Source organism: Eubacterium sp. MSJ-13 (assembly GCF_018918235.1).
Classification (GTDB): Bacteria; Bacillota; Clostridia; order Lachnospirales; family Lachnospiraceae; genus Butyribacter.
Window position 1 is genome coordinate 1 of sequence record NZ_JAHLQE010000151.1, and the last position, 13,437, is coordinate 13,437.

Consider the following 13,437-nt stretch of genomic DNA (forward strand, 5'->3'; position numbering starts at 1 on the left):
TTTTTTTGCTTTTTACACAGATAGTGCCACCCATCATCTCAACATACCTTTTAGTAATAGCCATACCAAGTCCCGTACCCTTGTAATGTGTTCTCGCACCAAACTCTTCCTGAGTAAATTCATCAAAAACATGAGGAAGAAACTCCTCACTGATACCACAGCCCGTATCTGAAATAGTATATCGTACTACAATGTGCTTTTCATCTGAACCAGTATTTATCTCCATTAAAAAATCAATGCTTCCGCCACTCTCTGTAAACTTCACTGCATTGCTGAGAATATTTACGAGAATCTCACGAACTCGTACAGGATCAGTCATTATCTTACAAGACTGTTGTTCTTTCGGACACTCCACATTAAATTTTATTTTCTTTTCAGATATAAATCCCTCAATAATAGCTAAAACCTCATCCGTTATCACATGCAGATCAGATGAAACAGGTTTATATACCATCTTTCCATTCTCAACCCTGCTTATATCAAGTACATCATTTATAATTGCCAGCAGATGCTTTGAACTTATCATTATCTTCTCAAGATATTTTTTTACAACTTCATCTTTATTCTGTTGAATGGCAATCTTTGTAAATCCAATAACTGCATTCATCGGTGTTCTGATATCGTGTGACATACTGTGCAAGAATACACTCTTAGCCCTGTCCGCCGCCTGAGCCGCAACTGCTGCCGCCTCAAGCTGTTGGTTTGTTTTCTCAAGTTCTGCATACCTGCGCCGTGCATAAATAGTACGCATTACCACCAATGTTATAAACATAATAGCGGCACAAACACATAATGTTATTACCAGCACAACACCATACTTTTCCAAAAAACTTAATTTACGGTTTACAATTTTTGCCCCTTCCGGTATCAGCGATTCAGAAATATTAAATTTATCAATCACCTTCTGGTCAAGGTAATAACCATTTGGACTTTTATTTACCATTTTTATTGAAGCAGGCTTAACACCTTGCAGCATTTTCATGACCATCCCTGCTGCAATTTCACCGGAAGTTTTATGTGACACGATATTGCCACCCAGAACACCATCTCCGATTCCTGCCTGAACAAATCTTAACACAGGAACTTTCGCATATTTCTTCAAAATCTGGCACACCTGTTCATTTGTATATGTATTCCCATGTTTATCCTCTGAGAGAATAAGATATATAAGGATTGAATCCTTATCAACCTCTGAAACACGCTCGACAAACTGTTGTTTTGTCAGCAGCGAACCATTTATCACTTCAAAAGACAGCTCCGGATAATTATTTTCCTGTTCATAAAACTGCTGTTGTTCTCCAACTCCCGTAACAGTATTATCTACTATTGCCACAACTTTCTTTGCATCCGGCTGGATTTTCCTTGCAAAATCAAAATTTTCCTTATAAGAAAACTTCTCTATAACTCCTGTCACCAGTGGATCCTTGCTTACTTTTCTGGCATATTTGATATTGTTGATTCCCTCAAAAACAATAGGAACATCCTTAAATAATGCTTTTCGATACTGCATTGCAAAGACCAGTGCGGCATCATCTCCGACTATAACAGCATCATACACCCCTGAATTCTGCTGCTTAAAACGTATCTTCTCAAGCATTATCTTTTCAGCCATCTCAAGTTTTATCTTTTTCGTGTCCATAAATTCTATGTCAAGTGTCACTGAGGAATCCAATTTAGATTTGATTCCTTCAATCTGCAGCGGAACGGTAGACCATGTATATGAATATGAACTAAGAAACAGTACACGCTTGTTCTCAACTATGCCTGTGTCTGCCTTGCTGTCACTCTTTGCCTGAATTGATACCGGCAGGCAGAACATTGAAATCAATAAAATGACAAACATTATCTTACTAAATTTAATTATGCTATATTTATATTTCATCCTTCGCTTCTTTCTAAAATAAAGACAATATACCATTTTTATTATATATTTAATATAAATGCCTGTCAAATAAAAAACATAGCTTTTGCCATTAACTTAATGTGTTATTTAGTACCTTTATTTCTATATCAAGCTGTGATATAATTAGTTAAAGAAACAGATTTTTATTTTTCAAAGTTAAACAAAAAAAGAAAAGGAGGGATCACTATGGATATTGCAGCAATCTCTATGGGCTTATCACAGGCAGATGTGATAAATAATGTTGAAACCGCAGTTCTTGCAAAAAGTCTTGATACAATGAAAGAAAGCGGAGCAGGTCTTATTGACATGATGAACCGTTCTGCTATGGAAAGATCTGTCAATCCGGAACTTGGTGCAAATATTGATATTACAGTATAAACTACTTCCAAAAATATTACCCCCACCTGTACTATGAATATTTTCATTATACAGATGGGGGTAATATTTTTATCGTCTAACAATAATATGTCGCATCTCCAAAAAAATCAATCCACTAAAAACTTACAACTAAATCATATTTTATCAACAAAAAGCTGTCAACACCTAATTTACTAACTCAGTATCTATATACAATAATCGCACCATCCCCCCTCATCAATCCCCACACAACTGTTGCGTACCATAAGTTTTCCCTCAAGCTCTGTTCTGACAACACTTTTATGTCCTCCACGCATACGGTCAACGAGAAGATACAATGCAAACTTCCCCATCTCCTCTTTAGGAAGTCTTACTGTTGTGAGCATAGGTCTTGTATACTGTGCTTCCTCTATGTCATCACTCGCTATTATAGATGGAATATAATATCTGTTTTTATTTGTTTCAAGAAATTTTAACATTCCGATGGCTGTTATATCATTTGCACAATATATTCCTGTCGGTCTTTCCTCGGACTGCATAAGTTTCTGCATTGCAGCAAAACCCTCGGCTTCTGTCTGTCCTGTCTGTACTATATAATCTGCTTCGGGGTCAATGTCATGTCTGTGCAGTGCTTCAAGATATCCACGATACCTTGCCTCATTATAACAGTCACCAACATAACCTATGCTTGTGTGCCCCAGTGATATAAGATATTCTACTGCCATCATAGCAACCTTCTTTCCGTCACACAACACCTCATCAACCTCATAATTTGTTGAATTACGATTTACCGAAACCACATTTTTAAATTTGTTATTTAGCTTTTTTAATGCATCTTTATTACACTTGCCAATAATTATAAGTCCATCACATTTAGGCTCAAGCTTATCATACATTCCATCTATCAGCAGATCAAGATCCTCGTGGCGGCATTTCTTATCATTTGAAAAGATTGGCATATACCAGACTTTTGTCAATATCGCAACCTGTTTATGTATCTCACTTTCTATCACCCGCAACAGTTCATTAAAAAACGGATCTGCCGTTGCCTTTTCCATTCGTGTCATAAGCACGCTGACATAATAGACCTTTTCTTCTTTCTCCTTAACACCCATCTTCAGATTTCTGGCGGCGGTATTTGGTGTATAATTAAGCTCTATCGCAATCTTCCAAATCTTGTCACGAAGTTTGGGAGATGAACATTTATAATTTGGATTGTTGAGCACGCGTGAAACGGTTGAAGCCGATACACCTGCTCTCTCTGCTATTTTCTTGATCGACATGATTTTTTCCTTTCTTACTTAAGGATGTCAGGAAATTGCAAAACTACTTATATGTTGTGTTAATCGCACAAATATAACAAATACTAACGCAGACACGCTTTCGCTGCCTGTCACTCGTAACAGTACTAAGCCAGCAAAATACGCTGTCTAAGTGCTGACGGTGACAGAAGTGCACTGCTAATACTATTTGTTATATTTGTGCAATTTAATCTCAGATTATGATAGTTTCGCAAATTTCTGCTAAGTTACCCCTGCATCATATTAACTCACTTTATACAACATTTGCAAGCAGTCAAGCGGATATTTGTAGCCCACTCTGCTGCCTGCTCTTAACAAACTATATCGAATACACAAATGGAATTTCCTCCGTGTCGAAAAAGTCCCGGTAAACCTGCTCTTTTACCATGTTAAAACTGGCTCCCACTCTGCTTCTTGGTGTTTCAAGCTCTACCTGCTTTATTCTTTTTATTTTTCCCGGATGTGGCGTCATCACTACAATCTCGTTTCCAAGATAAATTGCCTCGTCTATGTCATGTGTGACGATTATCATTGTTATCTTTTCTTTTTCCCATATTTTTAGAAGCTCATCCTGTAATCTCATTTTTGTCATGGCATCAAGTGCTCCAAACGGCTCATCAAGAAGCAACAGCTTAGGCTTGTTTGCTAACGCTCTTGCAATGGCTACTCTCTGTGCCATTCCTCCTGAAAGTTCTTTCGGATATGAAGCGGCAAACTTTTCAAGTCCCACGATTTTTAAATTTTCCATGATAAGTTCATCATTGTTTTTTAATTCTTTTGGCAGTCCGAAACGGATATTTTCTTTTACACTCAGCCACGGAAGAAGCCTGTGATCCTGAAATATAAAACCTGTCTGTCTTGAAGCGTGTTCTACCTTTTTGCCATCAACAAGAACAGTACCGTTATATTTTGTTTCAAGTCCGCCTATTATACGAAGCAATGTACTTTTTCCACATCCGCTTCCCCCTATTATTGATATAAACTTTCCCTCGCCAATCGTCAGATTTATATCTGAAAGAGCAATTGTTTCCTTATTTTTTGATTTAAAAATCTTTGTCAGATGTTTTATCTCTACGATATTTTCCATTCTAACCTCCATTCCCATGCTCTGGCACAATGAAAATTAAATCAAACCCATTTTATAAGTTTTCTGTTCAATTTTCTTAAAATGTCATCCATAATCTTTCCCACGATTCCAACTATAAGCATACCAAGAATCACTATGTCGGGTCTTGAAAGACTTCTTCCATTTGAAAGCATATATCCGACACCACTTGTCGCTCCTATCATCTCGGCTGCCACCACACACACCCACGCATTGCTTATGCCAAGCCTTATACCCGTGAGCATTGACGGCAGTGCCCCCGGAATTATTATGTGAATTATAAGTTCCTTTTTTGATACCTCGTAAACGCTTGCCAGCTCATAATATTTTTTGTCGATATTTTTTATACCATCAACACAGTTTACAAATATAGGGAAAAAACCTCCCAGAAATATAATAAATATTTTTGAACTTTCTCCTATTCCAAACCATAAGATTGCAAGCGGTATCCATGCTATCGGTGGAATGGGACGCAAAATCTGAATTATAAAATCAGTTAATATCTCAAATTTCGATGAAATGCTCACCACAATCCCAAGTGCTATCCCCGCCACAAGTGATACGATAAAACCTTCAATCACACGCACCACACTTATATACATATTTTCAAAAAGTTTTCCACTCTGCGCCATTTGGACAATGGTATCTCCGATACGGTCGAGCGACGGCATCGAATACGACTTTGTATATCCTGCCATACCTGCTAGGAACCAGACAACAAGTACCATAACAGGAAGCAACATATAAAGAGTCCAGTAACTAATACCTCTTTTTTCTATATCAGCCATAAATCCTCACTCCTTTTCACCTACTTAGCCACATCATCCAGATACTTCTTATTTATAAATGAATTCATATCCACATCATTCTGAATGATTCCTTCCTTTAACGAGAAATCTTTCACGGCTGTTATCTCTGCAACATCCTCATCCGAAAGTTCCGTCTGATAAGTGAAATTCTTAAGTATCTTAAGCATAAGCTGTTTATCTACTCCAAAATTCTCTGCCACTGTTTCTGCTGCTTTTTCAGGATTTTTCTCTATAAACTCATCAGCTCTGTTCAATGCCTTTATATATGCCTCAACTGCTTTAGGATTTTTGTCGGCATAATCTTTTACAAAATAAGTTATCATATTTCCTCTTTTTACACCTGTTCCATCAGCAAGCACCCTCGCTGTATTATCACTTGTTAGTTTTGAAATAAACTGTTCCCAGATAACTATAGCGTCAACCTCACCATTAGACAATGCCGCCGACTGGTCACCCGCCGCAAGGTTTACACTGTCCACATCATCGGTTGTAAGTCCTGCTTTATCTAAGAGAAGTGCCAGAAGATGCTGTGCATATGAGCCGACTGCATATCCCACTTTCTTCCCCTTTAAATCACTTATACTCTTTATCTTTGAGTCTTTTTTTACCAATACCGCAAGTCCTTTTTCTCCATATGCAACATTTGAAACTATCTCTATGTCCTGTCCTGAAGATTTAGCTATGATTGCCGGCAGGTCAGCCATAAATCCCATATCTTCCTGTCCTGCTGCCACCGCCTCATTTACAAGTGGTCCTGACTGATATTCATCCCATGTAAACTTCACTCCGACTTTGTCAAATTCTTCCTTTAAATATCCGAGATTATACGCAACATAAACAGGTGTATATAACGGATAAGGCTGTGCCGCTATCCTGAGTTCTCCTGATTTTCCATCCGCTGAACCTGATTTAGCAGTCGAACTGCCACTATTGCTTTTTGTATTGCCGCATCCACCAAGCACCGAAACAAAAAGAGCCATTATAACAACTGTTCCAACAATCCTCTTTATCTTCTTAAATACTTTCTCCTTTTTTACATCAGATATATTCATATTGACCTCCATTTCTTCACTTATACATTTCAAGTTTGTACAAAATCTCAAACAAAACCATACTCTCCTGCAACATTTCTGAGCCTTTCCATAGTTCCCTCATCGAGAGCCGCATCCTTCATCGGATAATCTCTCCCAAGTTTTTCATACTTCGATTTTCCAAATCTGTGATACTCAAGAAGTTCATATTTTTTCTGACCTATCTGCTTTAGAAACTCACAAATTTTTCTTATATCGGCTTCATTGTCATTAAATCCCGGTATAACAGGCGTTCTCACTATAATATCAAGCTTTGGGAACTTTCGTTTAACAGCTCTCAGATTATCAGTAATATTTTTGTTGGTCATACCTGTCCAGCTCTCATGTTTGCTCTCATCAAGGCTTTTTATGTCATAATATATGACATTAAGATATTGCGCCGCTTCAAGTAGCACATCTTTTTCAACACATCCGCAAGTTTCTATCGCAGTTGACAGATAATGCCTTTTTGCTTCTCTCAAAAGGTCTATGGTAAATTTTCCGTGTACCAGAGGTTCACCGCCGCTTACGGTCATTCCTCCCTCACTGTTTTTATAAAAAATCTCATCTTTTTCTACTTCTCTGATTATCTGAGGGATAGTCATCCTCTCCCCGGCAAGATTTTCACCCATTTTTTCTATCTCAAAATTCTGTGATTCGGGATTGCAGCACCAGCGGCACCTCATAGGGCATCCTTTCAAAAATACGGTTGTCCTTATCCCAGGCCCGTCATGCAGCGAATAACGCTGAATATTAAAAACTACTGCTTCTCTATCTGACACTTTGCTGCCTCCCTTCTTTAGATATGTACTCTCAAAATTCTTCGTTCAGAAGATTCCAAGAGTACATAGATTTCTTTTTTACTAAACAGTCTGCTGCTCAGTTCTTGCAATAATATCGTCCTGTAAATCTTTTGACAGTTCGGTGAAATATGCACTGTAGCCTGCTATCCTTACGAGCAGATTTTTATATTCCTCCGGTCTTTGCTGTGCTTTTCTAAGTGTCTCCGTATTTAATACATTAAACTGGATATGCCACAGTCTAAGGTCATGCCATGCCCTGATAAATTGAACAAGTTTTTCTGTTCCCGTCTCTCCCTCGACACATGACGGACTCAGTTTTATATTTAAAAGTCTTGAGGCTCTCTCTTTGTACCCCTTGTTTTTTGTAGCAAAGTTTGATAATAACACGGCTGTAGGTCCGTTTTTATCTGCTCCCTGTGATGCACTGCTGCCATCTGACAACGGCACATACGCTTTTCTTCCATTAGGAGTTGCACTTACCACTTTTCCAAACGGCACATGAGATGTAAACGGAACAAGCCTCAAATCAAGATGTACCCCAAGTTCCTCCGAGTATTTAGCCGCAAAGTCAAGTGCCTCCCTGTCAATCCTTTTTCCTATAACATCCGCATATTCATCATCATTTCCATAAGCAGGTGCAGTCTGTAAAAGTTCTCTTATATCTTCATATCCCTCAAAGTCAGCCTTAAGAGCCACCTTTAATTTCTCCCATGTAACCTTTTTTTCCTCAAATACGAATTTCTTTATTGCCGCAAGTGAATCAATCACCGTTCCATAGCCGATAAATTCAAAATATCCAAGATCTATCCCTCCCGGTATATAAGGCTGGTGAATATCCGTATAACTGTCACGGCACAGCTTGTGCAACAACGAACCAAGAGGTGACGCAAAGTGCATTGCACGAAGTCTTATTATCTCATGTTCCTGAATAAACGCATTTCTTATAAAATATTTCTGCTGTTTTAAATAGGCCAAAAGAAATTCCTCAAATGACGCAAATTCTTCGACTTCACCTGTTTTAAGACCAATGACCTCATCGCCATACTTTAACATTTTTCCATTATACAAAGTCATCTCAAGTGCCGCCGCAAAATTTATGTAAGCACACGGGCTTGTAAATGTATCTCTGTTTGGCATACGACATTCCGAGCATCCGGAAACACTGTAATCATTTGCTTCTTCTATTCCTGCCCCTTTTGCCAGCAGCAACGGAATGACTTCATCATCATTTATAAGTTTTGGAAAACCACTTCCCTCTTTTATCGTTTTTGCAACCTCGTGAAGATAACGGTTAGGACTTAATGTATGTATTCTCGCCGCAAGGTCAGGATAATTTAACGGAAAGTTTCTCTTTGATTTTAAGAGAAGATATGTAAGTTCATTGACAGCATCATTTCCCTCACTGTCAACACCGCCTATAGTGACAGCCTCCCAGTGCGCATACCCCTCATTAAATGCACCTCCCGTCTCCGACAGATAAAGGTCAACAAACTCAGACATCCCAACCCACATACATTCAAGCAGCTCCTCAGCTTTTTCTTCAGTGATTATCCCTTTTTCAATATCCCTCTTATAATAAGGATATAAATACTGGTCCATGCGTCCATTGGAAATAACCGTTCCTGTTTTCTGTTCAATTCTTGAAAACATCTGCACAAACCACTGTGACTGCAATGCCTGATAGAAATTTTCAGGTGGAAATTCAGGAACACGGCGTGCATTTTCTGCTATTCTAAGCAGTTCTTCTTTTTTCTTCCCGTCTTTCTCACTTTTGGCAAGTTCTTCCGCAAGTTTTGCATAACGGTTTGCCCACAATACGATAGCATCACAGGTGATAATAGTTGCCTCTAAAAACGGCTTTTTCTCCAGTGTGTCAACAGCACTGTCCTCGTCAAGACTTTCTAATCTCTCCAAAGCCTCTTTCTTAATGCCGTCAAAGCCCTTTTCAAGAATTATCTCATAATCGTGAACCCACTGTATTGATGAACGGAATGACGAAGTCTCATTTACGATAAATCTCGAAGAACCGTCCTCATTATATGTAAGTTTCTTCGTATCCTCCGGAAATACACGAACGAGATCTTCATGATAAGTTTTTCCCTCCCAGTACGGCTGTATAACCTCTTTTACGATTTTTGCATCTTCTTTAGAAATGCTAAATGGAGAAGTCTCCCTCTCAGGTAATTTTTCAATCGCATCACCAAGAATATCTCCGTCAAGTTCAGGGTATAAAATTCCATAACGCCCAAGCTTGCCGCTTCTTCCAACAAGAAGCTGACCATCCTCTATATAGACCGTTGCATTTTTTGCATAATGCATAAGTGCCTTTGCCCATCTGAGATTTAACGGTTGTCCCTCTGTTTCCTTAAAAGACTCTGTGAAATAAAATCCTCTCTCTATATCTATCTGTGGCTTTGTGCCTTTAACTTTCTCTAACAAAACAGTTGCTCTGTTTGGAAAGGAATATACTGTTTTATGAGTTCTTATCTCCTCGTTTATCCTCTCCTCCTGAACTGACAATACTTTTTTATCTGACATTATTTATCCCCCTTTTTTGTTCCATAATATTTTGTATTTCTTATGGACTGTTATTGTTACCGTTTGCACCATAGATAAAGCGGTAACTTCTGTGCCTTTTATGTTTTATATTATATTCATAGTTTTCATATAGGACAACAATAATTCATGAAATCGTTTTCACTAAATTATATATAAAAAACCATTGCTTGCATTGGCACATTTATAAAATACTTTTATCCAGATATAATACTAATAGTCAGACTGATAGCCACAATGCAGCACTTGTTAATATCATTTGAACATAAAAATCCTCATTTCTGCACACACTTTTTGTGCATATCAAGTTTGTGTCAAGTGTGCACAGACACAAATCTTGTATGTGAAAAATTTTATTTTTCACACTATACCTTTTGCTTTAAACATCATAATATACAAAAACACGAAATCGTTTGCACACCTCACACACCCGAAATAATCGAACAATCCCACTATTATTTACAGATGTTTTTTTAATTTTTCCCTCAAAAAATCCCCCAACTTTTTTTGTTCACATTTATTAACATATCTTTCACATTTAAAACATCACAAGTTCACACTTCCACGCTAATATAAACCTATCAAATGAAACGAAATCATTTGATAAGTGCTTAAATTTTTTTCATACCTTCTCCAAACGATCAAGTTTAAACTTGATTGTTATAACCTTTTATGGTTATTACAGATGACCGCCTCTCCAGCGGTCATTTTTTTATACAAATTTGTACAGATAAGTAATAACATTCTTTTTTCCATACAAAAAAGCCGCCGCTTTATGAAATTTAATCCATAAAAGCAACAGCTTTTTATTTTTATTAATGTACTATATCATCCCTACAGGAATATATACTTACACACAAACAGTACCGCAAGTATATACATTAAAGGCTTAACTTTCTTTGCCTTTCCACAAAATACATTGATAACTACATATGAGATAACACCGAGTGCGATTCCTTCTGAGATACTGTACATAAGCGGCATTGCAAGAAGTGCAAGATATGCGGGTACTGACTCAGTAAGGTCTGTAAAATCTACGCTTATTATTGATGATATCATAAGGAATCCGACAAAGATAAGTGCCGGTGCCGTAGCAAATGACGGTATTGCCGTAAATATAGGTGCAAATAGTATCGCAAGCAGGAACATAATTCCCGTTACGGCTGCTGAAAGTCCTGTACGGCCTCCTGCAAGTACACCTGCTGATGACTCTACATATGTTGTAGTTGTCGATGTTCCAAGAATAGCTCCTATCGATGTTGCAATGGCATCTGCAAGAAGTGCCGGCTTGATTCTAGGAAGTTTTTCATTTTCATCAAGCATACCCGCCTTTGTCGATACACCTATAAGAGTTCCAAGTGTATCAAAAATATCTACAAAGAGAAATGCAAAAAGTACAACGATAAAATCAAGTATCTTAATCTGTGAAAAATCAGCTTTAAAACACTGTCCGAATGTATCACCCAGAGCTGTTACATCTATCATCTTAAATGTCGGATATAATGAATAAAATCCCATATCAGGATTCGGAACATAGATTCCAACAAGCTGACATAACATTCCAAGTATCCATGTGCTCAATATTCCGATAAGGATAGAGCCCTTGATATTCTTTGCATAAAGAATGACAGTTATAAACAATCCTATAAGTGCAAGTAATGCACCGATTCCTACTGTATGAAAATCTTTTGTAAATCTCACATAAGTAAGAAGTGTCGAATCATCTGATACAACGAGCTTTGAGCCCTGAAGTCCGATAAATGCAATAAACAGCCCGATACCTGCACTCACTCCCTTTTTAAGTGCGGACGGAATAGCATTAAATATCGCTTCACGCACATTTGTAAGAGAAAGCACGATAAATACAAGACCTTCCACAAATACAGCAAGAAGAGCCACTTTCCACGAATATCCCATATTCGCACATACAGTTCCCGCCATATAAGCATTAAGTCCCATGCCCGGTGCCAATGCAAACGGATAGTTTGCAAGCAGAGCCATAGCCATACATCCGATAAATGATGCGATAGATGTCGCAAGAAGTACGGCATCACGATTCATTCCCGTACTACTCAAAATATTTGGATTTACGGCAAGTATATATGCCATAGCCATGAATGTCGTAAGACCTGCTATAACCTCCGTCTTTACATTCGTGTTATTTTCTTCCAGTTTAAATAGTTTGTTTAACATAAATAATTATGTCCCCTTTTCGTATTCTATTTTCCTTCGTATGTAATGAGCGATGTCACATCATACTTAGAAAGTTTTTCCCTGCCTTTAAGACCGGCAAGTTCAAGCAGGAATAAAATCTTAACTACTTCACCGCCAAGTTCTTCAACAAGACCTGCACATGCCTCGATAGTTCCACCTGTTGCGATAAGGTCATCTACAAGCAGCACTTTCTGTCCCGGCTTTATGGCATCCTTATGAATCTCTATCTCGGCCGTTCCGTATTCAAGAGCATATGATGCCGTAACTGTCTCACATGGAAGTTTACCTTTTTTGCGGCATGGCACAAATCCCTTGCCGAGTGCATAAGCAATAGGCATACCAAAGATAAAACCTCTTGACTCAGTTCCGACAACAACATCAAAATCAACATCCTTAACAGCCTCGATCATTGAATCAATAGCAAGTTTAAGTCCGTCAGGATCCTGAATCACTGATGTAATATCTCTGAACATAACTCCTTTACTTGGAAAATCAGGAATACATCTTACATAATCCTCTAATTTCTTCATTATATGCGTCCTCCTTCTTATAATAAGATAATGTCACCTCTCTTATGAGGGAACTGCGTTTGTGTCCACATTATATGTGGCCTTTAATCAATCTTTTTCATTATAGCAAAAATAAATGATATTCTCAATACGGCTGTAAAATATTCTCAAAATCCGTTCAAAAGATTAAATTTAAAAATATACACGATTACAAACACTATAAGATACACCACCGGTATCCCACGCCACATAACCTTAAAATCCTGACCACTCATAGTCATATGTAATATGATAGAAACAAATGCATACCAGAGCAGAACTATCTGCCATACAGCAAAGATTTTACCACTTGCAGAAATATAATAATAGATTCCTGCACTTGTCAATGCCCCGCAGAACACAGGTGCTATAGAAGCCATAGTCTGCTGTATCGACCTCATTACCACATTTCCTCTTGTAACATATTCAACATATCCGAGCCTGTCACCATCAGGATGAAAGAAAACTATCTTTGTAACTTCTGCTCCCGTAAGTGTAGCAAACAGTGCATGAGAAAGTTCATGGTGGAATACACCTATAAAAGTCAGTCTGTTAAATATGAAATAAGTAAATCCATTGCCAAAAAAAGATGCCACAACTGAATAAAGAAGTTTTACAAGCTGCTCTATTACAAATCCCGTAACTGGTATAGCAAAAGTCAATATCAACGCAGTTAAAAGATAATTCAAGTATATATTGTCCATAAAAGTCCTCTATAATTTAACACTATCAAGTAAGTCCCCCACTTCTATTGCGTAGAGCAATAAGTGG

At 37.8% G+C, this 13,437-nt stretch carries 11 protein-coding genes; 1 reads left to right on the forward strand and 10 read right to left on the reverse strand.

The genetic code is table 11. The features are described from left to right. Positions 1-1,882, reverse strand: a 1,882-nt coding sequence (locus KQI69_RS09375; RefSeq protein WP_216565118.1) for a sensor histidine kinase, incomplete at its 3' end; no start/stop codon positions are given. Positions 1,883-2,089: 207 nt separating this feature from the next. Here KQI69_RS09375 and KQI69_RS09380 point away from each other — a divergent pair. Continuing rightward, positions 2,090-2,281, forward strand: a complete 192-nt coding sequence (locus KQI69_RS09380) for a YjfB family protein (protein ID WP_216565119.1) — start codon at positions 2,090-2,092, stop codon at positions 2,279-2,281. 185 nt (positions 2,282-2,466) lie between these two features. Here KQI69_RS09380 and KQI69_RS09385 read toward each other — a convergent pair whose 3' ends face one another. The 9 genes from KQI69_RS09385 to KQI69_RS09425 all read right to left on the reverse strand — a co-directional run bounded on the left by KQI69_RS09385 (position 2,467) and on the right by KQI69_RS09425 (position 13,370). Further along, entirely contained in the window at positions 2,467-3,543 is a 1,077-nt protein-coding gene (locus KQI69_RS09385; protein ID WP_216565120.1) for a LacI family DNA-binding transcriptional regulator, read from the reverse strand. A gap of 337 nt (positions 3,544-3,880) precedes the next feature. Next, complete coding sequence (locus KQI69_RS09390; RefSeq protein ID WP_216565121.1) at positions 3,881-4,648, reverse strand: ABC transporter ATP-binding protein; 768 nt, start codon at positions 4,646-4,648, stop codon at positions 3,881-3,883. Between the two features lie 41 nt (positions 4,649-4,689). After that, complete coding sequence (locus tag KQI69_RS09395; protein ID WP_216565122.1) at positions 4,690-5,454, reverse strand: ABC transporter permease; 765 nt, start codon at positions 5,452-5,454, stop codon at positions 4,690-4,692. A 20-nt stretch (positions 5,455-5,474) separates the two neighbouring features. After that, positions 5,475-6,527 (reverse strand): aliphatic sulfonate ABC transporter substrate-binding protein, encoded by a 1,053-nt coding sequence (locus KQI69_RS09400; protein WP_216565123.1) that lies wholly within the window; start codon positions 6,525-6,527, stop codon positions 5,475-5,477. Between the two features lie 47 nt (positions 6,528-6,574). Then, positions 6,575-7,327, reverse strand: coding sequence for a glycyl-radical enzyme activating protein (locus KQI69_RS09405; RefSeq protein ID WP_216565124.1), 753 nt, complete (start codon positions 7,325-7,327; stop codon positions 6,575-6,577). Between the two features lie 81 nt (positions 7,328-7,408). Continuing rightward, entirely contained in the window at positions 7,409-9,886 is a 2,478-nt protein-coding gene (locus KQI69_RS09410; protein WP_216565125.1) for a glycyl radical protein, read from the reverse strand. 852 nt (positions 9,887-10,738) lie between these two features. Continuing rightward, positions 10,739-12,097, reverse strand: coding sequence for an NCS2 family permease (locus KQI69_RS09415; RefSeq protein WP_216565126.1), 1,359 nt, complete (start codon positions 12,095-12,097; stop codon positions 10,739-10,741). Between the two features lie 26 nt (positions 12,098-12,123). Continuing rightward, complete coding sequence (locus KQI69_RS09420; RefSeq protein ID WP_216565127.1) at positions 12,124-12,648, reverse strand: adenine phosphoribosyltransferase; 525 nt, start codon at positions 12,646-12,648, stop codon at positions 12,124-12,126. A gap of 146 nt (positions 12,649-12,794) precedes the next feature. Continuing rightward, positions 12,795-13,370, reverse strand: a complete 576-nt coding sequence (locus KQI69_RS09425; RefSeq protein WP_216565128.1) for a M50 family metallopeptidase — start codon at positions 13,368-13,370, stop codon at positions 12,795-12,797. Positions 13,371-13,437: the final 67 nt, after the last annotated feature.

What these genes read in the sequence shown, in the direction of transcription:
- KQI69_RS09395 (WP_216565122.1), bottom strand. Translation starts at nt 5,454, where the DNA reads ATGGCTGATATAGAAAAAAGAGGTATTAGTTACTGGACTCTTTATATG.
- KQI69_RS09400 (WP_216565123.1), bottom strand. Translation starts at nt 6,527, where the DNA reads ATGAATATATCTGATGTAAAAAAGGAGAAAGTATTTAAGAAGATAAAG.
- KQI69_RS09410 (WP_216565125.1), bottom strand. Translation starts at nt 9,886, where the DNA reads ATGTCAGATAAAAAAGTATTGTCAGTTCAGGAGGAGAGGATAAACGAG.
- KQI69_RS09415 (WP_216565126.1), bottom strand. Translation starts at nt 12,097, where the DNA reads ATGTTAAACAAACTATTTAAACTGGAAGAAAATAACACGAATGTAAAG.
- KQI69_RS09385 (WP_216565120.1), bottom strand. Translation starts at nt 3,543, where the DNA reads ATGTCGATCAAGAAAATAGCAGAGAGAGCAGGTGTATCGGCTTCAACC.
- KQI69_RS09380 (WP_216565119.1), top strand. Translation starts at nt 2,090, where the DNA reads ATGGATATTGCAGCAATCTCTATGGGCTTATCACAGGCAGATGTGATA.
- KQI69_RS09390 (WP_216565121.1), bottom strand. Translation starts at nt 4,648, where the DNA reads ATGGAAAATATCGTAGAGATAAAACATCTGACAAAGATTTTTAAATCA.
- KQI69_RS09425 (WP_216565128.1), bottom strand. Translation starts at nt 13,370, where the DNA reads ATGGACAATATATACTTGAATTATCTTTTAACTGCGTTGATATTGACT.
- KQI69_RS09420 (WP_216565127.1), bottom strand. Translation starts at nt 12,648, where the DNA reads ATGAAGAAATTAGAGGATTATGTAAGATGTATTCCTGATTTTCCAAGT.